The sequence below is a fragment of the Amycolatopsis echigonensis genome (genome assembly GCF_002846615.1).
In the GTDB taxonomy this organism is placed as follows: Bacteria; Actinomycetota; Actinomycetes; order Mycobacteriales; family Pseudonocardiaceae; genus Amycolatopsis; species Amycolatopsis echigonensis.
On record NZ_PJMY01000003.1, the window covers coordinates 1046858 to 1072410 of the forward strand.

At 69.8% G+C, this 25553-nt stretch carries 23 protein-coding genes; 8 read left to right on the plus strand and 15 right to left on the minus strand.

Translation table 11 applies throughout. From position 1 onward, the window contains the following. Positions 1-24 precede the first annotated feature (24 nt). From ATK30_RS09415 to ATK30_RS09430, 4 genes are all read left to right on the plus strand, one after another. Positions 25-1020 (plus strand): LLM class flavin-dependent oxidoreductase, encoded by a 996-nt coding sequence (locus ATK30_RS09415; RefSeq protein ID WP_208637308.1) that lies wholly within the window; start codon positions 25-27, stop codon positions 1018-1020. Continuing rightward, entirely contained in the window at positions 1020-1832 is an 813-nt protein-coding gene (locus ATK30_RS09420) for an alpha/beta fold hydrolase (protein ID WP_101435251.1), read from the plus strand. The genes ATK30_RS09415 and ATK30_RS09420 overlap by 1 nt, the downstream gene beginning before the upstream one ends. Before the next feature lie 470 nt (positions 1833-2302). Next, entirely contained in the window at positions 2303-3028 is a 726-nt protein-coding gene (locus ATK30_RS09425) for a hypothetical protein (RefSeq protein ID WP_101435252.1), read from the plus strand. Further along, the gene (locus tag ATK30_RS09430) at positions 3029-3415 is read left to right on the plus strand and encodes a GntR family transcriptional regulator (RefSeq protein WP_101435253.1); all 387 of its coding nucleotides are present in this window, start codon (positions 3029-3031) and stop codon (positions 3413-3415) included. It begins immediately after the preceding gene. Between the two features lie 146 nt (positions 3416-3561). On the opposite strand, the gene ATK30_RS09435 is transcribed toward ATK30_RS09430, so the two are convergent. The 4 genes from ATK30_RS09435 to ATK30_RS09450 form a co-directional block, all read right to left on the minus strand. Beyond that, positions 3562-4359 carry an arginase family protein gene (locus tag ATK30_RS09435; protein ID WP_101435254.1) on the minus strand — a complete coding sequence of 266 codons (798 nt, stop codon included), beginning with the start codon at positions 4357-4359 and terminating at the stop codon, positions 3562-3564. Between the two features lie 119 nt (positions 4360-4478). Then, positions 4479-7856, minus strand: coding sequence for a pyruvate carboxylase (locus ATK30_RS09440; protein ID WP_101435255.1), 3378 nt, complete (start codon positions 7854-7856; stop codon positions 4479-4481). A 142-nt stretch (positions 7857-7998) separates the two neighbouring features. Next, positions 7999-8931: a S8 family peptidase gene (locus ATK30_RS09445; protein WP_101435256.1), complete on the minus strand. Its 933-nt coding sequence runs from the start codon at positions 8929-8931 to the stop codon at positions 7999-8001. 172 nt (positions 8932-9103) lie between these two features. After that, positions 9104-10321 carry an erythromycin esterase family protein gene (locus ATK30_RS09450; protein ID WP_101435257.1) on the minus strand — a complete coding sequence of 406 codons (1218 nt, stop codon included), beginning with the start codon at positions 10319-10321 and terminating at the stop codon, positions 9104-9106. 31 nt (positions 10322-10352) lie between these two features. On the opposite strand from ATK30_RS09450, the gene ATK30_RS09455 reads away from it, so the two are divergent. Beyond that, entirely contained in the window at positions 10353-10985 is a 633-nt protein-coding gene (locus ATK30_RS09455; RefSeq protein WP_101435258.1) for a TetR/AcrR family transcriptional regulator, read from the plus strand. Between the two features lie 799 nt (positions 10986-11784). Here the strand turns inward: ATK30_RS09455 and ATK30_RS09460 are convergent. From ATK30_RS09460 to ATK30_RS09470, 3 genes are all read right to left on the minus strand, one after another. Continuing rightward, positions 11785-12312, minus strand: coding sequence for a GNAT family N-acetyltransferase (locus ATK30_RS09460; RefSeq protein ID WP_244194569.1), 528 nt, complete (start codon positions 12310-12312; stop codon positions 11785-11787). Positions 12313-12579: 267 nt separating this feature from the next. Beyond that, positions 12580-14733, minus strand: coding sequence for an ATP-dependent DNA helicase RecG (gene recG, locus ATK30_RS09465; protein WP_101435260.1), 2154 nt, complete (start codon positions 14731-14733; stop codon positions 12580-12582). A 2-nt stretch (positions 14734-14735) separates the two neighbouring features. Continuing rightward, complete coding sequence (locus ATK30_RS09470) at positions 14736-16322, minus strand: DAK2 domain-containing protein (RefSeq protein WP_101435261.1); 1587 nt, start codon at positions 16320-16322, stop codon at positions 14736-14738. 134 nt (positions 16323-16456) lie between these two features. On the opposite strand from ATK30_RS09470, the gene rpmB reads away from it, so the two are divergent. Then, entirely contained in the window at positions 16457-16648 is a 192-nt protein-coding gene (gene rpmB / locus ATK30_RS09475; protein WP_009074135.1) for a 50S ribosomal protein L28, read from the plus strand. A 187-nt stretch (positions 16649-16835) separates the two neighbouring features. Here the strand turns inward: rpmB and ATK30_RS09480 are convergent, their stop codons facing one another. The 5 genes from ATK30_RS09480 to ATK30_RS09500 form a co-directional block, all read right to left on the minus strand. Further along, on the minus strand, positions 16836-17624 hold the full coding sequence (locus ATK30_RS09480) for an alpha/beta fold hydrolase (RefSeq protein ID WP_101435262.1): 789 nt from the start codon (positions 17622-17624) through the stop codon (positions 16836-16838). 73 nt (positions 17625-17697) lie between these two features. Next, complete coding sequence (locus ATK30_RS09485; RefSeq protein WP_101435263.1) at positions 17698-18375, minus strand: uracil-DNA glycosylase; 678 nt, start codon at positions 18373-18375, stop codon at positions 17698-17700. 117 nt (positions 18376-18492) lie between these two features. Then, positions 18493-19014, minus strand: a complete 522-nt coding sequence (locus ATK30_RS09490; RefSeq protein WP_101435264.1) for a gamma carbonic anhydrase family protein — start codon at positions 19012-19014, stop codon at positions 18493-18495. 20 nt (positions 19015-19034) lie between these two features. Beyond that, positions 19035-19514 carry a GNAT family N-acetyltransferase gene (locus ATK30_RS09495; protein WP_101435265.1) on the minus strand — a complete coding sequence of 160 codons (480 nt, stop codon included), beginning with the start codon at positions 19512-19514 and terminating at the stop codon, positions 19035-19037. Positions 19515-19534: 20 nt separating this feature from the next. Next, entirely contained in the window at positions 19535-20494 is a 960-nt protein-coding gene (locus ATK30_RS09500; protein WP_101435266.1) for a thiamine-phosphate kinase, read from the minus strand. Positions 20495-20631: 137 nt separating this feature from the next. Between ATK30_RS09500 and ATK30_RS09505 the strand changes: the two genes are divergently transcribed. Then, positions 20632-20865: an Lrp/AsnC ligand binding domain-containing protein gene (locus ATK30_RS09505; RefSeq protein WP_009074118.1), complete on the plus strand. Its 234-nt coding sequence runs from the start codon at positions 20632-20634 to the stop codon at positions 20863-20865. Between the two features lie 19 nt (positions 20866-20884). After that, on the plus strand, positions 20885-21424 hold the full coding sequence (locus tag ATK30_RS09510; protein WP_101435267.1) for a DUF3515 domain-containing protein: 540 nt from the start codon (positions 20885-20887) through the stop codon (positions 21422-21424). Here ATK30_RS09510 and ATK30_RS09515 read toward each other — a convergent pair. The 3 genes from ATK30_RS09515 to pdxR form a co-directional block, all read right to left on the minus strand. Then, positions 21405-22745 (minus strand): MFS transporter, encoded by a 1341-nt coding sequence (locus ATK30_RS09515; protein WP_101435268.1) that lies wholly within the window; start codon positions 22743-22745, stop codon positions 21405-21407. The two genes, ATK30_RS09510 and ATK30_RS09515, sit on opposite strands and share 20 nt — an antisense overlap. A 24-nt stretch (positions 22746-22769) precedes the next feature. Beyond that, a complete protein-coding gene (locus ATK30_RS09520; protein WP_101435269.1) occupies positions 22770-23867 on the minus strand; it encodes a D-alanine--D-alanine ligase family protein in 1098 nt (365 codons plus the stop codon). A 282-nt stretch (positions 23868-24149) separates the two neighbouring features. Continuing rightward, positions 24150-25520, minus strand: a complete 1371-nt coding sequence (gene pdxR, locus ATK30_RS09525; RefSeq protein ID WP_101435270.1) for a MocR-like pyridoxine biosynthesis transcription factor PdxR — start codon at positions 25518-25520, stop codon at positions 24150-24152. Positions 25521-25553: the final 33 nt, after the last annotated feature.

Genomic DNA, 25553 nt, shown 5'->3' on the forward strand with positions numbered 1-25553 from the left:
CGGCCGCGCGCGTTACTGCTGTACGTGACTTCCCTGCCTGACGTGCCGCTGTCCGTGCTCGATCTGTCTCCCGTTTCCGAAGGGAAGGGGGTCGGCGAAGCACTGCGCAACACGCTCGATCTCGCCCGCAACGCCGAGCGGCTGGGCTACCACCGGTACTGGCTCGCCGAGCACCACAACATGCCGGGCATCGCCAGCTCGGCAACGGCGGTCCTGATCGGGCACGTCGCGGACGCCACCGAGAGCATCCGCGTCGGCTCCGGAGGGATCATGCTGCCGAACCACGCGCCGCTCGTGGTGGCCGAGCAGTTCGGCACGCTGGAGGCCTTCCACCCGGGCCGGATCGACCTGGGCATCGGCCGCGCGCCGGGCACGGACCAGCGCACCGCGCTCGCGCTGCGGGGGCCGGGCGGGCTGTCCGCGGAGAACTTCCCCGAGCACCTGATGGAGCTCATCAGCTACTTCGAGCCGGACCCGGCGCGCGGCGTCAACGCGGTCACCGCCGAGGGCAACAAGCCGCCGGTGTGGCTACTCGGCTCGTCCGGCTTCAGCGCGCAGCTCGCCGGAAGGCTGGGGCTGCCGTTCTCTTTCGCGCACCACTTCGCGGCCGAGAACACGCTGCCGGCGGTGCGGCTGTACCGCGAGAACTTCCGTCCGTCCGAGGTGCTTTCCGAGCCCTACGTGATGCTGGGCGTCCAAGTAATCGCCGCCGAGAGCGACGAACGCGCGGAGTATCTGGCCGGGCCGAGCGGGCTGACCTTCCTCAGCCTGCGCCGCGGCCGCCCGATCGCGCTGCCGACGCCGGAGGACGCCGCCGAGTACCCGTACACCGAAATGGACCGCGCGTTCCTCGCCGAGCGGTTCGGGTCAAGCATCGTCGGCGGACCGGAGACCGTCCGGAAGGGCCTGGACCAGCTTCTGGCCGACACCGACGCGAACGAGCTGATGATCACCACGATGGTGCACGGCCACGAGGACCGCGTGCGCTCGTACGAGATCGTGGCTGATCTGAAGCGCTGATGGACGTCTTCGACTGGCAAGGAAAGCACGGTCAGCGAGTGCGGTGGTCCCGGCAGGGTTCGGGGCCGCCGCTGGTGTTCTGCCACGGCACGCCTTGGTCGTCGAAGCTGTGGGAACCGATCGCCGCGACGTTCGCGTCGGACTTCACCGTGTACCTGTGGGACATGCCGGGCTACGGCAGTTCCAGCATGGCTGAAGGCCAGGACGTTTCGCTGGCCGCGCAGGGCGAGACGTTCGCCGCGCTGCTGGACTATTGGGGCCTCGAAGAGCCGGACGTGGTGGCGCACGACTACGGCGGCGCGGTCAGCCTGCGCGCGTTTCTGTTGCACGGCGCGGCCTACCGGTCACTGGCGCTCGTCGACGTCGTCGCGCTGGCACCGTGGGGCTCGGAGTTTTTCCGTTTGGTGGCGAAAAACGCGGACGTGTTCTCGCAGCTGCCGCCGAATCTGCACGAAGCGCTGGTGCGGGAGTACATCGCCGGTGCCGCTCATCGTCCGTTGTCCGCCGAAGCGCACGACATGCTCGTCGCGCCGTGGCTCGGCGAGACTGGGCAAGCGGCCTTTTATCGGCAAATCGCGCAGGCCGATCAGCGCTACACCGACGAAATCGAGCCGCGCTACCGAGACGTCAGCGTGCCCACGCTCGTCGTGTGGGGCACCGAGGACACCTGGATTCCGGTCGACCGCGCACACCGGCTCGCCGGGATGATCCCGGGTGCCGGACTGGAATTGGTCCGTTCGGCCGGACACCTCATCCAACTCGACGCACCCGAGGCGCTCACCGCTTCCTTGCATCGCTGGCTCGCGCGCTGAAACACCCGGAACCCGCCACACCGGAATTCATTTTCGCACGCTGACAACCGAATCCCCGTCGGTTGTCACACCGCACAGGAATCCGGCGATGACGCAGCCGACGGCACAGCGCGATCGAGTCCCCGCTCCACCGACATCGCAGCTTCTTCGCTTCGCCCCGGTTTCCCGACCGCGCCACAACGTCGCCAGGAGCCCCTCGCCCTTTAATGGCGACACCCGGCACATCGAAAGCCAACACCAAACGTGTCAGCACCCGCCGAAGAGACTTCTCGTCACGTTCGCGACAAGTCACGAGGTCGGAGTGGCACAACACCACCAGGCGCGCCACGCCGTGCGTACCAACGGGCGCACTCAGATGCCTGGCCCTTCAGCGGCGACCGAAGTTCAGCGAAAACGACCATAGAGCGTCATCCCGCAGAGCCCGCGGCTCTCTTGTAGCATGCACTTGATACAAGAGGGAGGGGTCCACGATGCAACTCGACTCGACGCTCGCCCTCGCGGGCGTCACCGGCCTGTTCGGGTTGATCATCCTCGTCGTGTTGTGGCCAGGCGAGAAGCAAGGCACCCGGCTGCTCACGAAATGGGGCGTGCGGAACCCGACCGCCGACCAGGTGCCGGTGGCCGTGCGCTATCTGCGCCGTCGGCGATTCTGGTATCCGTGGCTGTTCCTCGGCCTCCCGCTCATCCCGGGCGCGACGGATCTCGTCGGAGAACGGAACGCGAACTCGCTGGTGTTCGTGGTGCTGCTCGGCGGGCTCGCCGCCGAAATCCTCGCCCAGCGCCCCTCGCGGGAACCGCGCAGAGAAGCTGTGCTGGCACCGCGCGGCGTGCTCGATTTCGCTCCGTTGTGGACGGTCGTCGTCTCCGGACTGGCCACCCTCGCCGCCGTCGTGCATATCGCCGTTTTGCGGCAATGGGGCCCGCTCGCGGCGACCGTCGGCGCGGCCGCGGTGTCGTGGATCATCGTGCTCCTCGCGGTGCGGCGTCCGGCCGCCGGCGACCCGGAGGTCGACATGGCACTGCGCGTTCGCAGTGCACGCGTCGCACTCGGGCTCGGCACCGGAACGGCTGCCACGCTCGGCTGGACGGTCGGCGACTTCACCTCGTTCCTCGCGTTCGTAGTGACCGTCGCCGCGTTCCTCGCGATCGTCGGCCCGCCGCCGAAGCAGCGCGCGACAACCACGGCAGCGCGGTAGATGTCGCTGCGAGTAGTGGTCGACGCCGAGAGCGGGGTTCCGCCCTGGCGTCAGGTGCACGACCAGATAGTCCGCGCGATCACGACCGGCTCCCTTGCCCGGGACGCCCGTCTTCCGCCGATCCGTCAGCTTTCGAGGGACCTCGGACTCGCCTCCGGGACCGTCGCCCGCGTGTATCGCGAACTCGAGGCCGCCGGCTGGGTCACCACCGCACGAGCACGCGGAACCGTCGTGACCGGCCCGGCCGAACGACCGGATCCGGGCACGCTGCTCCGCAACGCGGCCGCCGACTACGCCCGGCACAGCCGGGAACTCGGGGTCGCGCCGGACGAAGCCGTCGACGCCGTACGCGTGGCATTGGCGAGCCTGGACGCACCGCCGCAGTGAATCCTCGGCGATCGTCCGGCCGGCGCGGTTTTCGCCGTTCTGTGAACCGTCGTCCGCACGGTCTCGGGCTCACCTCCTTTGTGCCCGTGCGTTCCCGTGGTCCACTCACCGGACGAGGCGCGGATCCGCTGCCTCGATGCGGAGGTTCAGCCCTCCATCAGCACCCTCCCCACCGCGGCCAGCACGGGTTCCAGCGCGGCGACTTCCGCGCTGACGCATTCCGTGATGCCCACACCGACGACGTCCATTCCGGAAAGTCCGTCGATTGCTTCGGCCAATTCGGCGATCGTGAGCCCGCCGGGCTCCGGATAATTCACTCCGGGGAACTCTTCGGGATCAAGAATGTCCAAATCCACATGCAGATAAACGCGGTCGGCGCCCGCGGCGTTCAGCGCTCCGGCGGGGTCGTCGGAGCGCACGGCGAGACCGTCGGCAATGGCTTCCTCTTCCGCGGAATCGAGCGAACGGGTGCCGAACAGCACCGCCCGTCCCCGTTCGATCGCCGGGCTCGCGGCGAAATCCTGGTCGCCCTCGCCGAGCAACGACCGCAGCACCATGCCGTGGTACGCGCCCGAGGGCGACGAATCCGCGGTGTTCAAGTCCGCGTGCGCGTCGAACCACGCGACGCCGAGCGTTGCGCCGTAACGGAAACGCGCGACGCCGACCGGGACCAGGTCAACACCGCAGTCGCCGCCGATCGTGAGCACCGGCCCTTCCGGCGCTTCGAGCGCGGCGAGCTGCCACTGCCGGTTCGTGCCCGTGAGCACGGCCCGGTTGGCTATCCCGGCGACGACGTCGGACGTCGCGGCGTCCTGACGTACGTGGTGCACCGGCTTGCCGAGCACGTGCCCGGCCAGTTCGGAAAGTGCGCGACAGCCCTCGATCAGCCCCTTGGCTCGGGGACTGATCGCGCCCTGCCATTGCGGCACCGCGTTGATCAGCATGCATCGACGCTAGCGCGAACACCCCGGAAAAAGCGAGCCGTAAATGGTGCGAGGGGTCCCCTCGCTCCGTTATGGAGCGAAGGGACCCCTCGTACCGAAAAAAGTGGCGCGAGCGCGGGCTATTCGAGCACGATGAGAAGGTCTCCGCCCTCGACCTGCTGAACGGAGGTGATTGCCAGCCGGCCGACTTTGCCCGCCACCGAAGCGGTGATGGACGCTTCCATCTTCATGGCCTCGATCGTCGCCACGGTCGCTCCGGCCGCCACCTGGTCGCCCTCGGCCACCTGCAGCGTCACCACGCCGGCGAACGGCGCGGCGATCTGCTTCGGGTTGCCCTTCTCGGCCTTTTCGGTGGCCGGGATGTCCGAGGCGATCGACCGGTCCCGGATCTGGATCGGCCGCAGCTGGCCGTTGAGCGTGGACATGACGGTCCGCATGCCGCGTTCGTCGGCCTCGCCGATGGCTTCCAGCTCGATGAGCAGCCGGACGCCGGGCTCGAGGTCCACCGAGTACTCCTCGCCCGGGCGCAGACCGTAGAAGAAGTCCTTGCTCGGGAGCACGCTGGTGTCGCCGTACGCTTCGCGGTGCGCGAGGAATTCCTTGGTGGGCCCGGGGAACAGCAACCGGTTCAACGCGGCGCGGCGGTTGTCGGTGAGTTCCTTGTGGTCCTCTTCGGACAGTTCGGCGACGGGTTTGGCCGCCGAACGGCCTTCGAGTGCCTTGGTGCGGAACGGTTCCGGCCAGCCGCCGGGCGGGTCGCCCAGTTCGCCGCGGAGGAAGCCGATCACCGAGTCCGGGATGTCGAACTTGTTCGGCTCCGCCTCGAAGTCCGCCGGGGAAACGCCGGAGCCGACGAGGTGCAGCGCGAGGTCGCCGACCACCTTGGACGAAGGCGTGACCTTCACGAGGTGGCCGAGGATCTTGTCCGCCGCGGCGTACATGGCCTCGATGTCCTCGAACCGGTCGCCGAGGCCCAGCGCGATCGCCTGCGTGCGCAGGTTGGAGAGCTGGCCGCCGGGGATCTCGTGGTCGTAGACGCGGCCGGTGGGCGACGCGAGACCGGCCTCGAACGGGGCGTAGATCTTGCGGACGCTCTCCCAGTACGGCTCCAGGTCGCCGATCGCGTGCAGGTCGAGGCCGGTGCTGCGGTCGGAGTGGTCAGTGGCCGCGACGATCGAGCCGAGCGACGGCTGCGACGTGGTGCCCGCCATCGACGACACGGCGCCGTCCACCGCGTCGGCACCGGCCTGGATGGCGGCCAGGTAGGTGGCGAGCTGACCGCCGGCGGTGTCGTGCGTGTGGATGTGCACCGGAAGGTCGAATTCCTTGCGCAGCGCAGTCACCAGCCGAGCCGCGGCGGGCGCGCGGAGCAGGCCGGCCATGTCCTTGATGGCGAGGACGTGCGCCCCGGCTCCGACGATCTGCTCGGCGAGCTTGAGGTAGTAGTCGAGCGTGTAGAGCTTTTCGTTCGGATCGGACAGATCGGAGGTGTAGCAGAGCGCGACCTCCGCGACCGCGGTGCCGGTGGCGCGGACGGCTTCGATGGCCGGCCGCATCTGCTCGACGTCGTTGAGCGCGTCGAAGATGCGGAAGATGTCGATGCCGGTCGCGGTGGCCTCCTCGACGAAGGCCGTGGTGACCTCGGTCGGGTAAGGCGTGTAGCCGACGGTGTTGCGGCCGCGCAGAAGCATCTGCAGGCAGATGTTCGGCACGGCCTTGCGCAGCTGCTCCAGCCGTTCCCACGGGTCCTCGGCGAGGAAGCGCAGCGCGACGTCGTAGGTCGCGCCGCCCCAACACTCCAGGGACAGCAACTGCGGCACAGTCGCGGCGACGACCGGAGCGACGGCGAGCAGGTCCTTCGTCCGGACGCGCGTCGCGAGCAGCGACTGGTGCGCGTCGCGGAACGTGGTGTCCGTGACGCCGAGCTGCGGCGTTTCCCGCAGCCAGCGCGCGAATCCCTCCGGGCCGAGTTCGGTCAGCTTCTGCTTCGAGCCGTCCGCGGGAGTGAGATCCGCGGGCAGCTTCGGCAGCTTCGTCACGGCATCGGGGGTGCGCGGACGCTCGCCGTGCGGACGGTTCACCGTCTGGTCGGCGAGGTAGGTGAGCAGGCGCGTGCCGCGGTCGGCGGAATGCCGCGCGGTCAGCAGGTGCGGCCGCTCCTCGATGAACGACGTGGTGACGTTGCCCTCGCGGAAGTCCGGGTCGTCCAGCACCGCCTGGAGGAACGGGATGTTCGTCGCCACGCCGCGGATCCGGAACTCGGCGACCGCGCGCCGGGCGCGGCCGACCGCGGTGCGGAAATCGCGGCCGCGGCAGGTGAGTTTCACCAGCAGGGAGTCGAAGTGGGCGCTGATCTCGGTGCCGGAAAACGCGGTTCCGCCGTCGAGCCGGATGCCCGAACCGCCCGGCGAGCGGTAGGCGCTGATCATGCCGATGTCCGGGCGGAATCCGTTGGCCGGGTCCTCGGTCGTGATGCGGCACTGGAGCGCGGCTCCGCGCAGGTAGATCTTGTCCTGCGACAGGCCGAGGTCGGCGAGGGTTTCCCCGGAGGCGATACGAAGCTGGGACTGCACGAGGTCGACGTCGGTGACCTCTTCGGTGACCGTGTGCTCGACCTGGATGCGCGGGTTCATCTCGATGAACACGTGCTTGCCTTCGCGGTCCAGCAGGAATTCGACGGTGCCCGCGTTGCGGTAGCCGATCTGCCGGGCGAATTTCACGGCGTCGGCGCAGATGCGGTCGCGCAGTTCCGGGTCGAGGTTCGGCGCGGGGGCCAGCTCGATGACCTTTTGGTGGCGGCGCTGGACGGAACAGTCGCGCTCGAAGAGGTGGATCACGTTGCCCTCGCCGTCGGCGAGGATCTGGACCTCGATGTGCCGCGGTTCGACCACGGCCTTCTCCAGGAACACCGTCGGGTCGCCGAACGCGGACTCGGCCTCGCGCGCGGCGGCCTCGATCGACTCGCGCAGCAAAGCCGGGTCCTCGACGCGGCGCATGCCTCGGCCTCCACCGCCAGCGACCGCCTTGACGAACACCGGGAAGCCGAGCTCGTCGGCGGCCGCGACCAGTTCGTCGACGTTGCTGGACGGCTGCGACGAACCGAGCACCGGGACGCCGGCCTCGCGCGCCGCCTTGACCGCGCGCGCCTTGTTACCGGTCAGTTCGAGGATTTCGGCGCTCGGGCCGACGAAGGTGATCCCCGCTTCTTCGCAGGCCATGGCCAGGTCGGGGTTTTCCGACAGGAAGCCATAGCCCGGGTAGACCGCGTCCGCGCCCGCCTTCTTGGCGGCCTTGACGATCTCCTCGACCGACAGATAGGCGCGGACCGGATGGCCCGGTTCGCCGATCTCGTAGGCCTCGTCGGCCTTCAGCCGGTGCAGCGAGTTGCGGTCTTCGTGCGGAAACACGGCGACTGTGCCCGCGCCCAGTTCGTAGCCTGCGCGGAACGCCCGGATCGCGATTTCGCCGCGATTGGCCACCAGCACTTTGCGGAACATGCCCGGTCCTTCCCTTTTCGGATCGGTATCGAAGGCACGTTACCCGGTTCGTCCCGCGGTGCGGGAGCCGTAGTCCAAGTGATGGACATCATGCGCGCCGACCTGCATGCATGATGCGGGCCGAGCCGTCGTGCCGCAACCGTCAGGGCGTTCCCGCAGGCAGTGTGCACAGCAGCCTATTCGCGGTTCCGGAGGGCGCATTCTTGACCACGTTCTGCGTTGCGTCCTGCACAATTGCTTCGCTGACCGCATTGGGCGCGGCGTCGGGGTGGGCGGACCGGTAGAGGGTCACCGCGCCAGCGGTCACCGCGGCGGCCATCGAGGTGCCCGACAAGGTCCCGACGTCCGCGGTCCCGGCGATCGGCGCGGGGATGTCGACGCCCGGTGCGTACAGGTCGAGCGACGTGCCGAAGTTCGAGAAGGGCGCGACCTGGTCTTGGACGTCAGTCGCACCCACGGTGAGCGCCTCTGGGACTCGGGCGGGCGAGGTTTGGCTGGCGTCGGTGCTGCCCTCCCCCGCCGGAACCACGATCGGCATCACCGCGGCGACTCCCTTGACCGCGTTATCGAGCTGCTCGTTCGGCACCCCGCCGATACCCAGCACCGCGACCGCCGGCTGGTTTGCGTTCTGGGCGACCCAGTTCAGCCCGGCGATGATCGTGTCGGTCGCGCCGCCGCCGGCTTTGTCGAGCACTCGGACCGGGAAGATCTGCGCGTTTTTGGCGACGCCGTAGTTGTGTCCCGCCACGATTCCCGCGACCCGGGTGCCATGGCCGTTGGTGTCCGACGTGTCCGGTCCGGTGGTGAGGAAATCCTTGCCGGGCAGGACTCGGCCCTGCAGATCCGGGTGTTTGGCGTCGACGCCGCTGTCGATCACGTAGACGGTGACGCCGGAGCCGTCCGAGTCGTAGTGGTACTTCTGATCGAGGCCGGTTCGCTGGTCGATCCGGTCGAGCGCCCAGCTCGGCGGGTTGACCTGAGTCCCGCTCGCCGCGAGCGCGGCCGGTTGCACCCCGACGACCAGCAGAAATGTCAGTGTTGCCGAAAAAAGGCCACGCGCCGCTCGGTTCCGCATGCCTGCGGTGGTATCCCGGTCGCCATCCCGCGGCAACTCGACGTCACACGATGGGCTGGTCCGGGTCCACCCGCACTGCCGCAGGACGCACCTACCTGCGACCGGCACGAGACGACGAACTGCAGCACTCGAGGTTTAGCCGTTATGCGACCAACTGTTGACCGACCGACAGCTACTTCGCCGCGGGAACGTGCGCGCTCACCGACATCGTCGGCAAGTAGACCAGTGCGTCGAAGGCTTGCACGACGTCGACCTTGGTGAACATGTGCGCGTGCCGCATGCTCGACGGTCCGGCTTGACCCTGTGCTCGGTCTTGCCGCAAATCGACTACGCACGGACCAGCACCGGCCAAAGCTGCCTCGACACTGCCTTCGACGGGAGGCTCCAGCTCCTGTTCGAAGACACGGAAGCCGAGACGCTCGCTCTCGTCCGGTTCGAGGCCGGTGGTCGTGCCGGTGCCCGCAGTCAGGCCGAGCGCGAAGTAGTCGTCGCCGAACTCTGCGGCGAGATGCGTGCCCGCGGAAGGGAACGTCATGTTCGGCAAAGGGGCGAACGGCACTCGCTGCAGGTGTCCGTTGTGGACCATCACCACGATCTTCTCGCCTTCGCCGTACAGCTGGCGAAGCAGCTTCACGGTTGCGGCCATGTACGTGTCGCGCGACGCCCCCTGGAGCGACGGCGCCGTTCCCGACATCATCGCGGTCAGTTCTCGCAAGTACGCGTCTACGCGGAGCGCGCCGACCGCGTGGTGTTCGGCGACGGCGTACCGAGCCGGATTAGTCCGTTGCCGAAAAACTGGCGACAGCGAACGAAGGTGCGCTAGGAGAGTCGTCAACGCAGCAGTCGCCGCGTCCCGTTCCGCGGCGGACATTGCCGCATAACGGCCAGGCGCGACCGCGTTGCTGACCGCCGAATACGGCTCCGATGCGGTGATCGCTGCGTCGACCAGCGTAAGCGCTTCCGGATCGACTTCCTCCATGAAGCTGCGGACAACCTGCAAAGCAGGCTGTGGCGAACCGCTCGAGCTGGGCAGGTCGAGGCCGGCGAAGCGGACGCCGCCGTGGCTGCGCATCCACGTCAACATTTCGTGCACCTCGACTGACTCACCAAGGGAAAAGGTGAATCCTTCTCGCGCAATCTCGGTGACAGTGCCCGGACCACCGCTCAGCCACTGCTGCACAAGGTCGCCCTCGGCGAAGCCCGATTCGAAACCGAGCACCGTGAACCCGTGGTCCTCGACGAGCCTGCGGAGCAACCGGGCGCGGAGTTCGCCGAACTCGCGGACGTGATGGTTGTTCTCGCCGATCGCGACGATGCGTGCGTCGCCGATCAGACTGGCGATCGCAGCGACGTCGCCGTCCAGCGGCGAGCGGGTGGTCAGCGGTGCCATACTGAGGACACTAACGCAACAGGAGTAGTGATTGGCAACTGAGTTACCAGGGACGAGCCGGCCGGGCGGGCGCACGGAACGCACGCGCGTCGCCGTTTTGCGGGCGACGCTCGACCTGCTGGCGGAGGTCGGGTTCATCGACCTGACGGTCGAGGCCGTCGCCGAACGGTCGGGCGTGCACAAGACGACGGTTTACCGGCGATGGGAATCCCGCGAGGGGCTGATCGCGGCCGCGTTGAGGTTCGGCACCGACGAACCGTGGAGCCCGGCGGACACCGGCTCGCTTGTCGCCGATTTGCGGCAAATGGCGTTGGAGGTGGTGCACGCGCTGACCACTCCGGGGCAACGCGAGCTTCCGACCGCCGCGGTGCTGGCGGGATTCCACTCAGAACGGGCGGCCGAGGCGTTGCGGGAGTTCTATCAGGACCGGCATGCCCGGGCTGCGGTGATCGTGGAGCGGGCGGTCGCGCGCGGAGAAGTCCCGGCCGACACCGATCCAGACGAGGTGACGCGGACGGTGTGCGGGCCGGTGTTCTACCGGTTGTTCGTGTCGCGGGAACCGGTGTCGGAGGAGACGGCCGATGTCGCGGCGGAGGCTGGTGGCGCGGCGGCACGGGCGGGGGTTTTGCGCAGGCGATTGCCAAGGAGTGGGGACGGGAGTTGAGTCCCCGGGCTAGGGGTTGTTGCCGGAAAACGGCGACGGATGGAGGCGAGACGGCTGGCGGGTCGACTCGGCGATTGCCGCGAAACGGCGAAAGAGCGGACCGGACAGAGAACCGGCTAAGTTTCGCCGAGAGACGGCGACGGAAGACGCGGCTTGGTAAGCAGGGTGGCTAGGTTCCGCCACGAGACGGCGACAGATGACACGGCTTGGCAAGCAGGGCGGCCCGGCATTCGCCGCGCAACAGCGAAAGACGAGCGGGCCAGCCCGAGGACCGGCTAGGTTCCGCCGAGAGACGGCGACGGAAGACGCCGTTCGGCAAGCCGGATGGCCCGGCATCCGCCGTGCAACTGCAAAAGACGAACGGGCCGGACCGAGAACCGGCTAGGTTTGGCCGCGAGACGGCGACGGAAGACGCCGTTCGGTAAGTCGGGCGGCTCGGCGTCCGCCGCGCAACGGCGAAAGACAAGCGAGCCAGACCGAGGGACCGGCTAGGTTTCGCCGCGAGACGGCGACAGATGACGCCGTTTGGCAAGTCGGGCGGCTTGGCATCCGCCGCGCAACGGCGACTCACGAGGCACGCTTGCTGAATAGGCTGAACAGACAGCCGCCATTCAGCAGCGACAGGAGCGACGGGCCGCGCAGGCTGTCCAGCACCCCTTCCCGACAGACCGCTGCCACATGGCGACGAGGTCGTGCGTGCGGGGACGGGCAGACCCAGAAGTCGCCGCCCAACGGCGACCAGGACCAATTCGCGGGGCTGACCTGGCAATCGCCGCTAAAGGGCGACAGGCGAACTGGCCTAGCCCTCCAGCGGCAACCGGTACCGGACCTCCTCCAAGGTCACCGCTCCGTCGGAGATCGTCTCTACCTTGGTCTTCCCGTCCGTGACCCACCCGGCCCGTTCGTAGAACTTCCGGGCTCTCGTGTTCGTCGACAGCACCCACAGCGTCGCCGCTTCGTACTGGGCTGACAGGCCACGCACGCACTCCTCGTGCAGCGCTCGGCCCATCCCCCGGCCCCACTCCGAGGGCAGGAGGTAGATCGACGACAGTTCGCCCGTACTCGGGGTGGCGTCGTCGTCTCGGCTGGGGCCGAAGACTGCGAAGCCGGTGATTCCTCCGTCCGCACTTGCCGCCAGGACGGTGTGCGGCCGGGAAGGGTCGGCCAGGTTCGAGGCCCAGAACTGTTCCCGCGTCGCGATCGACAGCCGGGACAGGAACTCGTCCGGCAGCAAACCCGCGTAGGCCGCTTGCCAGGAACCGACGTGGACGGCTGCGATGCCCGCCGCGTCTTCCGGCGTCGCGGGGCGGATCACGAGGTCGGGCACCATTCCTCCGGCGGCTCGGCGACGATCGGCTGTGAGCAGTCCAGCACAGAAGCCCACGCGCCCGCATGCGGTTTAGCCGAAGTGACCACAAAGGACAGTCAGGGGCACGGAGCCGGGCAAAGGCACCGAAAGCGGCCGGAGAGTGCGTTCGGGCAAGGGCACCCGGGAGTTCAGGCATCACCGCCTCGTCCCGGCGGCTGGTCCTCCGGCGTGCCGATAGCTTCGTCGGACTGGTGGGTCAGTCCGTCATGCCCGTGCGACCGCGCGTCAGCTTTTCTCCAGGTACTCCGCCCGCTCCAGGTCGACCACGTCCGCCACCATCTGCGCCAGGCCCGGCAGCGAGGCGAGGTCCGGATCGGCCGTCACGATCTCCTGGGCCTGCGCCCGCGCCTCGGTGATCAGGTCCTCGTCGCGCAGCAGCGACAGCAGCTTCAGCCCGGACCGCTTGCCCGACTGAGCCGCGCCCAGGATGTCGCCTTCCCGGCGCAGTTCCAGGTCCAGCCGGGACAGCTCGAAACCGTCCGTTGTGGACTCGACCGCGGCGAGCCGTTCGCGCGTCGAAGTGCCGTCCAAAGTTTCCGTGACCAGCAAGCACAATCCGGGCACGCTCCCCCGTCCGACGCGGCCGCGCAGCTGGTGGAGCTGGCTCACGCCGAAGCGGTCGGCGTCGAGGATGACCATCGCCGTCGCGTTGGGGACGTTCACGCCGACCTCGACCACGGTCGTCGCGACCAGCACCTCGACCTTCCCCGCGCCGAACGCCTGCATGACGGCGTCCTTCTCGTCGGTCGGCATCCGGCCGTGCAGCGCGGCGATCTTCAAGCCCTTCAACGCGCCGTTGGCGAGATCCGGCGCGACGTCCAGCACCGCGAGCGGCGGCCGTTTGTCGCTCTTGTCCGACGGCGGTTCGTCGCCGATCCGCGGGCACACGACGTACGCCTGGTGTCCCTTGCCGACTTCCTCGCGGACCCGCTGCCACACCCGGTCGAACCACGCCGGCTTTTCCGCGACCGGCACGACCGTCGTCTTGATCGGCGAGCGGCCGACCGGCATTTCGCGCAGCGCCGAGATTTCCAGGTCGCCGTAGACCGTCATGGCGACCGTGCGCGGGATCGGCGTCGCCGTCATGACCAGAACGTGCGGACTCGTCGAATCGGCCCCGCGCGAACGCAACGCATCCCGTTGCTCCACGCCGAACCGGTGCTGTTCGTCCACCACCACGAGCCCGAGATCGGCGAACTGCACGGTGTCCTGGATCAGCGCGTGCGTGCCGACGACGATGCCCGCCTCGCCGCTCGCCGTCTCCAGCAACGCTTTCTTGCGTTCCTTCGCGCCCATCGACCCGGTGAGCAGCGTGATCCGGGTGGAATTCTCGGCCGCGCCCAGCTCGCCCGCCATCCCGAGGTCGCCGAGCATTTCGCGCAGCGAGCGCGCGTGCTGCGCGGCCAGGACCTCGGTGGGCGCCAGCATCGCCGCCTGCCGTCCGGAATCGACGATCTGCAGCATCGCCCGCAGCGCGACCACCGTCTTGCCGGACCCGACCTCGCCCTGCAGCAGCCGGTTCATCGGATGCTCGGTCGACAAGTCGGCCGCGATCTCGTCGCCGATCGCGCGCTGGCCCGCGGTGAGGTCGAACGGCAGCCGCTTGTCGAACGCGTCGAGCAGGCCGCCGTCGACGTGCGGGCTCGCCTTCGCCGGACGCGACACCGCGGAATGCCGTCGCTGCGCGAAAATCAGCTGCACGGCCATCGCTTCGTCCCATTTGAGCCGGTGCCGGGACGTCTCCAGATGCGCCCAGTCCTCCGGGCGGTGGATGCCACGCAACGCACGTTCGAGGCCGGGCAGGCCGTGCCGCTTGCGCAGCTCCTCGGGCATCGGGTCCTCGCCGACCTCCAGCACGTCCAGCACCTGCCGCACGCATTTGGCGATCGACCAGGTCGGCATGCCTTGCGCCGCCGGGTAAACCGGGATGATCTCGGCGAGGAAATTGTCGACCGCCTCGGCCTCGCGTTCGGCGTCGAGCAGTTCGTATTCCGGATTGGCCAGCTGCAGCGTGTCCCGGAACGCGGTGACCTTGCCCGCGAACAGCCCGGTCTTGCCGGGGACCAGCTCCTTCTCGCGCCACGCCTGGTTGAAGAACGCGCACGCGAGCCGTCGCTTGCCGTCGGTGATCACCATGTCGAGGATGGTGCCGTTGCGCGATTTCATCCGGCGCTTGCTGATCTTCTCGATCCGCGCCAGCACAGTCGCGTGCTCGCCCAGCTCCAGCCCGGCGATGTCGGTGAGCTCGCCGCGTTCGGCGTAGCGGCGCGGATAGTGGCGCAGCAGATCGGAAACCGTCTCGATGTCGAGCGCGGTCGAAAGCGCCTTCGCCGTTTTCGCGCCCAGCAGCAGCGGGAGCTTGTCGCGAAGACCGGCCATGATTATTCGACCCCCATCAGCAGCACAGCGTCGCTTTGCCCGCTGGCGTAACTCGTCAACTCCACCTCGGGGTGCTCCAGCCGCAGTTGTTCGGCGAGTTCGGCGGCCACGCTCGGCGGAGCGTCCGCCCCGCTCAGGACGGTGACCAGCTCGCCGCCGAGCGCCAGCATCCGGTTCAGCACGCTGACCGCGGCCGCGACGAGATTCGTCGCCGACGCCGGGGCGGGTTCGATCAGCACCACTTCGTCGTCGACCAGACCGATCACGTCGCCGGACTGGGCTCGGCCCACCCAGGTTAGCGACTCCTCGCGGGCGATCCGCAGCTCGCCACGCCTGGTCGCGGCCGCCGCCTCGGCCATCGCGACGACGTCGTCGTTGACCCGGCGGCCGCCGTCGTGCACCGCGAGCGCGGCCAGCACCTGCACCGGCGACGCGCACGGGATCACCACGACGTCGCGGTCGCCCGCCATCGGATGCCCGGCGGCGGCGTCGGCGGACGCGGTCAGGTCCGGTCCGCCCGGCAGCACGCTCAGGTGCTGTCCGGCCGCCTCGTTGAACAACCCGATCATGTCCTCGACGCTGGGAAGCTCGCCGTCCGGCACCGCCAGCACGGCGACGCCCTCGGCCCGCAGGAGCTCGGCGAGCCCGCCGCCGCGCACCACCGCGACCACGGACCGGTCGATCCCGCCGCCCGGTTCGATCGGCGTCGGCGTGATCAGCGGTTCGACCCGGATCCGCCGCGGCCTGCCCAGCTGCAGCCCCGCTTCGATGGCCGCGCCGATGTCCGCGCAATGGACGTGGACCGCGTGACTGCCCGAACCATCTCCGGCCACGGTCACGCTGTCGCCGAACCCGCTCAGCTCCTTCCGCAACGCCGGCAGCCGGGCCTCGTCGACCTCGTCCAGCAAGTACATGACCTCCCACGCGTACGGCGCCTGCTCCGGCAGCGAAGCGACCGCCTTCAGGTCGTGCCCGGGGTCTTCGGTTTCGCCGGTGATCACGCTGGCGAGCGCGTCGAGCACCGCGACCAGGCCGCGGCCCCCGGCGTCGACGACCCCGGCCTTGGCCAGCGCGGGCAGCTGCTTGGGCGTCTCCTCCAGAGCCGCCGCGGCCACGGTGACGACCTCGCGCGCGACCTCAGCCAACGTCCGCGTCGCCCCGCGCACGGCAGCGGCCACGGCGTGCAGGACGGTCAGCATCGTCCCCGCGACCGGCCTGCTGACCGCGCCTGTGGCGGCCTGGTCGGCGTGCCCGAGCGCGGCGGCGAGACCAGCGCCGTCCAGGTCTCCGCCGGTCGCCGCCCAATCGGCCATCCCCCGCACGACCTGGGAAAGGATCACACCCGAGTTGCCCCGCGCGTGCGCCACCGCCCCGCGCGCCAGGACCGCGAGCGCCTCGGCCGCGTCAGCCGGTTCCGCCTCGGCGAGCGCCTCGTGCGCGCCGGTCATCGTGTACAGCAGGTTGGAGCCGGTGTCGGAGTCCGCGACCGGGTAGACGTTGATGCCGTCGATAGCCGAGCGCAGCCTGTCCAAGCTGCGCACAGAAGCCGCCGCCCAGCCCGACACCGCCGCCGCGTCCAGCACCCGCACCCCGTAACCTCCTAGCCGGTCACCGCGAGGGTAACGACCCCGAGGCAAGCCCTCCGGAACCACTCGTTACTATGGTCGAGTTGCCCGGCACGTTCGGGCGCGCATTCTTTGTCCCATATCCAGAGGAGTTCGACGTGGCTGCCGTGTGCGACGTCTGTGGCAAGGGACCCGGCTTCGGCAAGTCGGTCTCGCACTCCCACCGGCGTACCAACCGCCGGTGGAACCCGAACATCCAGGTTGTGCACGCGAAGGTCGGCGTGTCCCAGCGCAAGCGCCTGAACGCCTGCACCTCGTGCATCAAGGCTGGCAAGGTCGTCCGCGGCTGAGCGCAGATTTGAGGGTGGCGAGTGCTCGTGGAGAGCACTCGCCATTTTTCTGCGCTCAGGTGTCTTCCGGGGGTCGAACCCCCGGAAGACCCCGCCAGGGGGCGAGCCCCCTGGACCCCCGCGTGGGGTCACCTTGGGTTTAAGGCAGGGGTGAAGGGGCGAGTGCGTTGCACTCGCCCCTTTTTCGTCACCTCAGGAAGTTGGTCAGGACGTCTCGCAGGGACTCCGGCGCGTTCAGCACTCCGTGGTCCTGGCCGGGGATCTCTTCGTAGCGGCCGTGTGCGACGGCGGCGGCGACTGCCTTCGAGGAGGACGTCATCCACGCCTCCCCCGCACCGCCGGAGAGGGACAGCACCGGGACGGTGATCGCCGCCAGCCGGTCCGCCGGCAGACGGCTGCCGGGGCCGCAGACGGTCAGGTCGTAGGGCAGCGTGTGCGCCAGTCCGACGAACCAGCCCCACACCGGCGCGGCTTTCATCGACTCCACGATCTCCGCCGGGGTCCCGGTGCCCTCGACCAGGAACAGCTCCACCGCGCCGTCCCGGTCGCCGTCGGCGAGGCGGGCGCTGACCCGGTCGACCAGGTCTTCGGCCGGACGCGGGCGGTCGTCGCCGATGTACGGCGGTTCGTACACGGCCACCTTCGTGATCGGCAGACCGCGCGCCGCCGCTTCCAGGGACAGGATCGCGCCGGACGAGTGGCCGAACACCGCGGCCGAGCCGCCGACGGCCTCGATCAGCACCTCGAGGTCGTCGATCTCGCGCTCGACCGCGTAGACCGGCGCGTCGCCGCTGTCGCCGCGGCCCCGCCGGTCGTAAGCGATCGCGGCGAAGCCGGCGTCGGCCAGCACCGCGGCGAGTCCGGCGACGGTCGTCCGGTCGTTCACCGCGCCGCCGACCAGCAGCACCGGCGTACCCGAGCCGTAGGTGTCGAAGGCGATGGGGGTGCCGTCGGCGGACGTGACGGTGGCGGTCATGGCGTTCCTCCAGGAGTTCAGTCGGTGCTTACCCTCGTGGTCGGAACCAGCCGCCGGAACTGGACACGCCGCGTCAGGGAAGTTTCCAGTCGAGCGGTTCCGCGCCCTGCTGGACCAGCAGCTGGTTCGCCCGGCTGAACGGACGCGACCCGAAGAAGCCGTTGCGCGCCGACAGCGGGCTCGGGTGCGCCGACTCGATGCACGGCACGTCGCCCAGCATCGGCCGCAGGTTCCGCGCGTTGCGGCCCCACAGGATCGCCACCAGCGGTCCGCCGCGCGCGGCGAGCGCCTTGATCGCCTGCTCGGTGACCTGCTCCCAGCCCTTGCCCTGGTGCGAGTTGGACTTGTACGGCTGCACGGTGAGCGACCGGTTCAGCAGCAGCACGCCCCGCTCCGCCCACGGGGTCAGGTCGCCGTTGGACGGCGTCGGATGGCCCAGGTCGTCGCAGTACTCCTGGTAGATGTTGATCAGGCTCTTCGGGATCGGCCGCACGTCCGGGGCCACCGAGAAACTCAGGCCGACCGCGTGTCCCGGGGTCGGGTACGGGTCCTGGCCGACGATCAGCACGCGGACGTCGTCGAACGGCTGCTTGAACGCGCGCAGCACGTGCTCGCCCGCGGGAAGATAGGTGCGGCCCGCGGCGATCTCGGCGCGGAGGAACTCCCCCATCGCGGCTACCTGCGGGGCCACTGGTTCAAGGGCCTTCGCCCAGCCGGCCTCGACGATTTCGTCCAGCGGTCGTCCAGTCACGGCCCGCGAGCCTAGCGCCACGTGCCCGGCGTCACCGTGGCGGGTCCAGGCTCCGGCGAGATGTCCGTGAAGGACTCCTTGAGGGAATCAGATTCCCTCAAGGAGTCCTTCACGGACTTAGTCCAGCCTGCGCAACTCGGCGCGGAACCGGGCCCCGCGCCGCACGTAGGAATCCACCACCGAGGCGATCTGGTCGGGCGAAAACGACTTGTTCGGCCGCGTTTTCGCCGGAACCCCGAGTGCGATCTCGCCGGTGCCGACCGTCGAGTCGTACGACAGCACCGCGCCCGCGCCGACCATGCCGCCGTCCTCGATCACGCTTCCGTTCAGCACCACCGAACCCGACGCGATCAGGCAGCCGGTGCCGATCGTCGCGCCCTCGATGTGCACCGCGTGCCCGACCGCCGAGGACGGGCCGAGGATCGTCGGATGCCGCGCGGTGCAGTGGACGACGCAACCGTCCTGCACGTTCGAGCGTTCGCCGATCTCGATGTACCCGTGGTCGCCGCGCAGCACCGTCTGCGGCCAGACCGAGGCGCGCGCTCCGATCCGGACGTCGCCGATCACGGTGGCGTCGGGATGGACGTAGGCGTCCGGGTGGATCGTCGGGACCAGGTCGCCGAGCGCGTAGATGGCCAATGCCGCCTCCGGGTCAGGTGTCAGTCGCGGACGAGGTCCTTGCCGTAGTACCGGCTTTCCGGCAGGTCGCCGTAGTAGCCGAAAGCCGGGATCTCGCCGTACCCCGACGAACGGTAGAGGGCGATCGCCTCCGGCTGTTCGGTGCCCGTCTCCAGCACGACCCGGCGCCGTCCGGCGGCGACCGCGGTGCGTTCCAGTTCGGCGAGCATCGCGCGGGCGAAACCGCGGCCCCGCGCGGATTCGACCACGTACATCCGTTTCACCTCGACGTCGCCGGGCCAGAACGTCGGCGCGGGACCGTCGTGCGCGCGCCACGCACCGGACGCCACCGGCACGTTGTCGAGGTACCCGACCAGAAACAGACCCCGCGGCGGCGCGAACTCCGCGGGGTCCATCGGGGTTTCGTCCTCGGAGCCGTAGCGGCGCACGTACTCCAGCTGTACTTCGGCCATCAGCTTGGCGGCGTCGGGATGGTCGAAGGCGACGACACGGATGTCCACGCCGCCAGCCTAATGAAGGATCATTGCTGCCAGTGCTCCCAGCCGCCTTGCTGGTCGAACTCCCGTCCGTCCACAGTGACCCCGGAGCCGGGCATGGTGACCACGCCGATCTTGCGCCAGCCCTCAGGCAGGTCGTCGAACGGCGGGAACGTCGCGACCAGCGCGTGGTCCTCGCCGCCGGTCAGCACCCACTGCAGTGGGTCCGCGCCCAGCGCGCTGCCGACCTCCTTCAGCCGCGTCGACACCTCGAGCAACGCGGTCTGCACGTCGAGCCCGACTTCGGACGCGGCGGCCAGATGCGCGAGATCGGCGAGCAGGCCGTCGGACACGTCCATCATCGCCGTCGCACCGGCCAGCGCGGCCTGCGGACCGGCCTGGTACGGCGGTTCCGGGCAGCGCTGCGCGTTCACCACGCCGACCGGCGACCGGAAACCGCGGCGCAGCACCGCGAGCCCGGCCGCGGCCCAGCCGAGCCGTCCGCACACCGCGAGCACGTCGCCGGGGCGCGCGCCGGACCGGGTCACCGGTTCGCGGTCTTCGAGATCGCCCAATGCGGTGACGCTGATCACGAGCTGGTCCGCGCTCACGAGATCGCCGCCGGACACCCCGATGCCGACCGCGCCCGCCTCGGCCCACATGCCGTCCATGATCTCCGTCACGACCTGCGCCGGAGTGTCCGCCGGGCACGCGAGCCCGACGACCACCGACGTCGGTTTCGCTCCCATCGCCGCGACGTCGGACAGATTCACCGCGACCGCCTTGCGCCCCACCTGCTCCGGGCTCGACCAGTCGAGCCGGAAGTGGACGCCGTGGACCAGCACGTCGGTGGTCACGACCACGCGGCCGTCCGGCGCGGCGAGGACCGCCGCGTCGTCGCCCGGGCCCAGCAGTGTCGACGGGGGCTGCCCGCGTCCTTCGGTGACCCGCCGGATCAGGCCGAACTCGCCTGTCGCGGCCACCGAGTGCTCGTCCGGTGACACCGGTCACCTCCTGTTTCCCTCGCCTGTGTCGGATCGGCCACCGACAATCGGATCCCCTAGGTTTTTCCCAGGGCTGGCGCTACGTTGCCTACACCGTTCCTACCTCGACTCGATCGCCACCGACGAAAGGGCACGCCGTGGTCCACGCATACATCCTCATCCAGACCGAGGTCGGCAAGGCGGCCGCGGTGGCTGCGGAGATCGCCGGGGTCCCGGGCGTGACCAGCTCCGAGGACGTCACCGGCCCGTACGACGTGATCGTGCGCGCCGCCGCGGACACGGTGGACCAGCTCGGCCAGCTCGTCGTCGCCCGCGTGCAGAACGTGGAAGGGATCACGCGCACGCTGACCTGCCCGGTCGTCCACCTCTGAGCCGTGGTCCACTGAGGCGGTGGCAGACACCGACACCGGGGCTCCTCCGAAGGTCGTCCTCGTCACCGCGTCGTTGCTCGTGGCCGCGCTGGCGGTCGCGGTCGCGGTCGTCGCGCTGACGCAAAGGTCCTCCGGACAGTCCGAGCAGAACCAGCCGCTCGCGCTCGTGTCCGTTCCCGCGCCGCAGGCCGGGTCGGCGGACTGCGCGAAGCTGCTCGCCGGGATCCCGGCCACGCTCACCTCGAATGGCAAGGAACTGTCGCCGCGCACGCTCGCCGAGCCCGCGCCGAAGGCCACCGTCGCGTGGGGCGGCCCGGATCCGGTCGTACTGCGCTGCGGCCTCGAACGCCCGCCGGAGCTCACCCCGACCTCGCCGCTGCGCATGGTCAACAAGGTGCAGTGGCTGCAGGTCGAGCAGGGCGATTCGGCCACGTGGTACGCCGTCGACCGTCCGGTCTATGTGGCGCTGACCGTCCCGGTGAGCGCGGGAACGGGTCCGCTGCAGACCATTTCGGACGCCATCTCCGCGAAGCTTCCGGTCACCCCGCTGAAGTTTTAGCCGCGATCGTCTCCAGCGATTCGCCGGTGGTGCGCGGACCGAGCACGGCCACGTCGATCATCAGCAGCACCATCGCGCCCGCCACCACGGCGAACATCGTCGTCGCGCCCGCCGAGTGCAGGACCGGCAGCAGCACGAACGGCATCGCGGCCGTCGCCAGCCGGGACAGCGCGTAGGCCGAACCGGCCGCGGTGCCGCGCAGCGACGTCGGGAACAGCTCGCCCTGGTAGGTGTGGAACGCGTTGGAGAAGACGTTGCTGACAGCGGTGTAGCAGAAGCCGAACACCGCGATCAGCACGCCGGACGTGGCGTAGCCGAAGGCCAGCCCGAACACCGCCATCGCCGCCGCGCTCGCGACGATCAGCCACTTGCGTTCCAGCCGTTCGATGATCGGGATGGACAGCGCCGAACCGATCGGGTAGCCGAGGAAGGTGAGCGCGCTGAACGTCAGCGAGGTGACGAGGCCGAAACCCTTGGCCGCCAGCACAATCGGCACCAGCGAGCCGAAGCCGTAGTAGCCGAACGACTGCAGCAGCTGGAAGACGTACAGCATCGCGGTGCGCCGGAACCACGGCGGACGCAGCAATGCCGACGCGCGCACCGGTTCGGGCGCGGGCGGTTCCGGCTCCGGTTCGGGCAACGGCTGCGGCGCGCTCGCTTCGAGCTTGCGCACGACCTCGTCCGCTTCGCCGATTCGTCCTTGTGCGGCAAGCCAACGGGGTGATTCCGGCAGGGTGAACCGCAGCGCCCAGACGACCGCCGCGCCCAGCGCGCCGATCACGAACAGCCAGCGCCAGCCTTCGACGCCGAGCGGCGCGTGCCCGGCGAGCGCGCGGGCGAGGAAGCCGGCGGCGGGGACACCGCAGAAGCCGATCGTGTAAGCCCAGGCTGTCGCGCGACCGCGGGCGCGGGCGGGCAGCAGGTCGGCGAGGTAGGCGTCGGCGACCGGCAGTTCCGCGCCGATGCCGATCCCGGCGATGAAGCGGCAGATCACCAGCATCCACACGTCGGTGCTGAACGCGCCGAGCAGCGTGAACACCGAGTACAAGCCCAGCGTGAGCAGGAAAGCGCGCCGCCGTCCGAGCCGGTCGGCGAGCCTGCCGAGGAACACCGCGCCCACGAACGCGCCGACGAACGCCGACGCCAGGACGTACTTCAGCGTCGTCGGGGTGACGCCGAACTCCTTGCTGAGGACGGTGCTGATGGTCGCGGCGAGGAACAGGTCGTAGAGGTCGAAGAACGTGGCGATGCCGACCACTGCCACGAAGTACCGGTGCCGCCGGGTGACCGGGAGCCGGTCGAGACGGGATGCGATCTGCACGCGCGGTGTTCCCTCCGGTCGCTCTCAGCGCAGGCCGGTGCCCCGGGCGAGCGCGGTGTCGATCAAGGTCGACAGCAGCGTCGGGTAGTCCACCCCGGTCACCTCCCACATCTTCGGGTAGGCGGACTTCGTGGTGAACCCGGGCATCGTGTTGACCTCGTTGATCACCAGGTCGCCGCCCTCGGTCACGAAGAAGTCGACGCGGGCGAGGCCCTGGCAGTCGAGCGCGCGGAACGCCTCGACGGCCATCGCGCGCAGCCGGTCGGTGAGCGCGTCGTCCAGTTTGGCCGGGATGTCCAGCTCGGCGTCCTCGCCGAGATACTTGGTTTCGAAGTCGTACCAGGCGTCCTCGCCCTCGGCGAGCACCCGGATCTCCGCCGGGAGCGACGCCTCGACGCGGCCGTCCGGGAATTCCAGCACGCCGCATTCGACCTCGCGCCCGCGCACCGCGGCCTCGACGAGCACCTTCGGGTCGGTGCGCCGGGCCAGCTCGATCGCCGCGTCCAGTCCGGCCCAGTCGGCGACCCGGGAGATCCCGACCGACGAACCGGCGCGCGAGGGCTTCACGAACACCGGCAGGCCAAGGCGTTCGCGGTCCTGTTCGGCCAAAGTGGACTGTCCCCGGCGCAGCGCGGCGTAGGTGCCGACCGGCAGCCCCTCGGCGGCGAGCAGCTTCTTCGCGTATTCCTTGTCCATCGCCGCCGCGCTGGCGAACACGCCGGGGCCGACGTACGGGAGGTCGGCGAGTTCGAGCAGGCCCTGGATGGTGCCGTCCTCGCCGAAGGCACCGTGCAGCACCGGGAAGACGACGTCGACGGTGCCGAGCACCTCGGTGGCCTGGCCGGGGTCGACCGTGCGCAGTTCGCGGCTGGTCGGATCGCCGGCGAGCACGAGCGCGCGGCCGGATTCGACCGACGGCAGCTCGCGGCCCTGGATGCTGAGCTGCTTCGGGTCGCCGGTGCCGAGCACCCAGCCGCCGCTCGGCGTGATGCCGACCGGGAGCACCTCGAAGCGATCCGGATCCAGGTTCGAGATCACACTGCCCGCCGACAGGCACGAGATGGTGTGCTCGCTGCTGCGCCCGCCGAACACGACCGCGACCCGGATCTTTTCAGCACTCATAGCCGGTCACCGTACCGGGTGAGCACCGCCCCGAGCGCGCGCCGGGGGTGTCTTCGCAGGTGACCAGGCTTCCGGCCGATGCGCGCCGCACGCGTCGGCCGGGCACGCGCGCGGTGCGGGAGTTCTCGCCGCTGCCGGTGGGCCCGATGCGCGCTGCTGAGGTCCGCAGCCAGGCAGCCCGCCTCCGCTCAGCCGATGGTCCACCCCGTCCCCGGCGAGGCATCGCGGCAGCGAACCCGCCGCACAACCGCATTCCCGAGAGCACCGAAGACACGCGGACAGTCAGCGGAGGAGATCGACCAGCGTCGGCACCGCGGCCATCAGCGCTTCCCGCGAACAGCCCGCGTACCCCAGCGCGATGCCGTGCGTCGTCGGCGTTCCGGCGAAATGCCGGGCCAGCCCGTCGAGGCGGATGGAATGCCGTTCCGCCGCGGCGATCAGCTCCGCCTCCGCTTCCGCGCTTTCCGTCGGCACCACCAGGTGCGCGCCGGCGTCGTCGCCGACGAACGGGATTCCGGCGTTCGACAGCGCGGCCACCAGCACCGTCCGGCGTTCGGCCATTTCGCGGCGCAGCTTCCGCAGGTGCCGCCCCAGATCGCCGGTCCGGGCCAGTTCGACCAGCACCCGCTGCCCCGCCGGCGACGGGCGGGTCCCGGTGAGATCCCGGTACGCCAGAATGGAATCGACCACTGAGGCGGGGGCGACGAGCCAGCCCGCGCCGAGCGTCGGGGTGAGGATTTTGCTGGTGGTCCCGAGGTGCACGACGACGTCCGGGGCGAGCGCGGCCAGCATCGGCAGCGGCGCGACGTCGAAGCGCAGCTCGCCGTCGTAGTCGTCTTCGATGACCAGCATGCCTTCCGCACGGGCGCGTTCCACGAGCTGCACTCGCCGGGCCGCGCTCATCCGGCTGCCCATCGGGTACTGGTGCGCGGGCGAGCAGTAAACCGCGCGCGCCGCAGCGGGAATCGCGTCCGGGCGCAGCCCTTCCTCGTCCACCGGCACGCCCACGACGGTGAGCCCGGCCTGCCGGAACGCTTGCACCGCACGCTGATAACCCGGTTCTTCGAAGGCAACGACCGCACCTCGGCGCAGCACGGCAGCGGCGAGTTCCACGACAGCCGCGGTGGTACCGCCGGTCGCGAGCACCGAGCCCGCGGCTAAACCACGGTGGCGCAGCAAGTGTTCCGAGACCGTCGCGCGGTATTCCGGCAACCCGGCGCGGTGCGCACGCGTGAGCGGTTCGGGATCGGCGGCCGCTCGCCACGCCCGCCGCCACGCAGCTCGGTCGAGGCCGCCAGCCCACGGCGTACCCGGTGCGAGGTCGAGCAACGGGGCCGGTTCCGCTTCGGCGAGCAGCGAACCGGGCACCGTGACGGACGCGGCGGCGCGGGTCGGCGGGGTCGTCACGTAGGTGCCGGAACCGTGCCGTCCGGCGATCCAGCCCTCCGCGTGAAGTTGCTCGTACGCAGCGGAAGTGACCGTCCGCGAGACGCCGAGCCGTTCAGCCAGCGCGCGCGTGGACGGCAGCCGGTCGCCGCCGCGGAGATGTCCGCCTGCCGCCGCTTCGCGCAGCGCGTCGGCCAGCTGCACGGCCAGCGGGGTGGCCGCGTCGCGGTCGAGACTGACCGGCAGGGCGGTGTCGGCGTAGGACACGGCGAACCTCCGTTACAGCGAAGTGGACTTCTC